Genomic DNA, 2,196 nt, shown 5'->3' with positions numbered 1-2,196 from the left:
AAAATCTATCCTCGCAGCTTTAAGGACAGTAACGGAGATGGTATAGGAGATCTTAACGGGGATCATCTCCAAGCTTGATTACCTGCAATACATGGGGATTAACGTCCTCTGGATCAGCCCAATCTATCGTTCTCCCAATGTGGATAATGGCTATGACATCAGTGATTACCGGGGAATCATGGATGAGATGGGCACCATGGCAGACTGGGAGAAGCTGCGCGACGGGCTGCACAGCCGTGGCATGAAGTTAATGATGGACCTAGTCGTCAATCACACCTCAGACCAACATCGCTGGTTTTTAGAGTCCCGCTCAAGCAAAGATAATCCCTACCGCAATTACTATATTTGGCGACCGGGCAAAGACGGTAAAGAGCCAAATAATTGGTCCTCGGAATTTGGCGGTTCGGCTTGGGAGTATGACGCCTTGACCGAGGAATATTATTTGCACATCTTCTCCAAGAATCAACCCGATCTTAATTGGGAAAACAAAACGGTGCGTTACGAAATCTACGACATGATGAAATGGTGGCTAAATCAGGGCGTTGACGGGTTTCGCATGGATGTCATTAACATGATTGCCAAAGATCCTATGCTGCCTGATGCCCCACCCAAAGACAGCTCTCCTTATCAATGGGGGGGACAGTTCTTCATCAACGGCCCCCGCTTGCGATATTTCCTCAGAGAAATGTATGTAAAAGTTTTGTCTAAATACGATATTATGACCGTAGGGGAAACCCGTTGGGTTGACGCAGATCTGGCGCGCACTTTTGTCGATGAGTACCGTCATGAATTGAACATGCTCTTCCACTTTGAGCTTTTAGAGCTAGATTATGGACCCTGCGGCAAGTGGGATAAAAAGGCCTGGGAACTGGCGGACTTTAAGCGTATCCTTAGCGACTGGCAAAAAAAGCTCGCAGACAGCGGTTGGAACAGCCTATTTCTAAGTAACCACGATCACCCCCGCATGGTTTCCCGTTTTGGCAATGACGGCACCTATCGGGTAGAGTCGGCAAAAATGCTCGCAACGTTGCTTCATACCCTCCAAGGGACACCCTACCTTTATCAGGGAGAAGAAATCGGTATGACCAATGTCCGTTTCCCATGCATTGAGGATTATCGGGACATCGAAACCCTTAACATGTATGAAGAAGGTCTGAGGAACGCCAAAGACCCGAAGGAACTAACGGAAGTAATTTGTGAAAAGGGTCGGGACAACGCCCGCACTCCGATGCAGTGGGATAACAGTCCTCAGGCTGGCTTTACAGATGGCACGCCCTGGATTCCCGTTAATCCTAATTACGTTAAAATTAACGTGGAGCAAGCTCGAGAAGATCAGAATTCCGTCTTGCACTATTACCGCAAGCTCATCGAACTACGCCGCCAATACCCCCTTCTTGTGTACGGGGATTATCATCTACTTTTGCATAAACACACACAGATTTATGCCTATCTGCGCCATTGGGAAAAGGAGACCCTCTTGGTCATTCTGAATTTCTTTCAAGAAAGTACAGCTTTTACCCTTCCGGAAAGGGTCACCTTCAAAAGTGGCAGACTGCTGATTGCCAATTACTCGGACACTGATGCTGAAATTGTAGCTGAAGACCTTAAGAACCTCTCCCTTCGTCCGTACGAAGCTCGCGTGTATTTGTTGTACTAGCCGTATAGCTAATACACTAAAACTAAACTAAGCTAAGCTAAGCTAAGTTAAGTTAAGCTAAGTTAAGTTAAGCTAAGCTATGCTATGCTATGCTATGCTTAGAGTCTAGGGACCTAAGAAATGGTCCATTGGGAGAAGGTACAAACAGTTGCTAAATTTCTAGATAAATATGTATAAACATGAACATTTCTACTATAAAATTAACTAATAAAGTGTTATTCTATAGTAGAGGTGAAATAACAATGTCTAATAACTTAATTGATATAAGTGATGCTGCTCAGCGATTGGGCGTTACAATTGCAACTCTTCGACGATGGGATGCATCAGGAAAATTAAAGTCAGTAAGAACTTTCGGTAATCATAGGCGATATCGCCTTGATGAAATAGAAACCCTTGTTAATCAAGTAGAGGCAGTAGCACCTATTCAACTTAACGCCTTTATTTATTGTAGAGTCTCAACCAAGAAACAACAGGAAAGTGGCAATCTTCAACGCCAACAAGAACGACTTATTCAATATTGTAAAGAAAACCACTACAAC

The 2,196-nt window shown here is 44.4% G+C and carries 1 protein-coding gene and 1 pseudogene; both read left to right on the top strand.

The window, feature by feature from the left end; genetic code table 11:
- Positions 1–1,657, top strand: a pseudogene (locus tag UF75_RS25465) (alpha-glucosidase); the annotation flags it as partial.
- Positions 1,658–1,899: 242 nt separating this feature from the next.
- On the top strand, positions 1,900–2,196 hold a 297-nt coding region (locus UF75_RS25460; RefSeq protein WP_045577310.1), incomplete at its 3' end, for a MerR family DNA-binding transcriptional regulator.

The organism is Desulfosporosinus sp. I2, from assembly GCF_000960765.1.
Classification (GTDB): domain Bacteria; phylum Bacillota; class Desulfitobacteriia; order Desulfitobacteriales; family Desulfitobacteriaceae; genus Desulfosporosinus.
The sequence above is the reverse complement of the archived record's forward strand: the minus strand, read 5'-3'. Positions and strand labels throughout refer to the sequence as shown.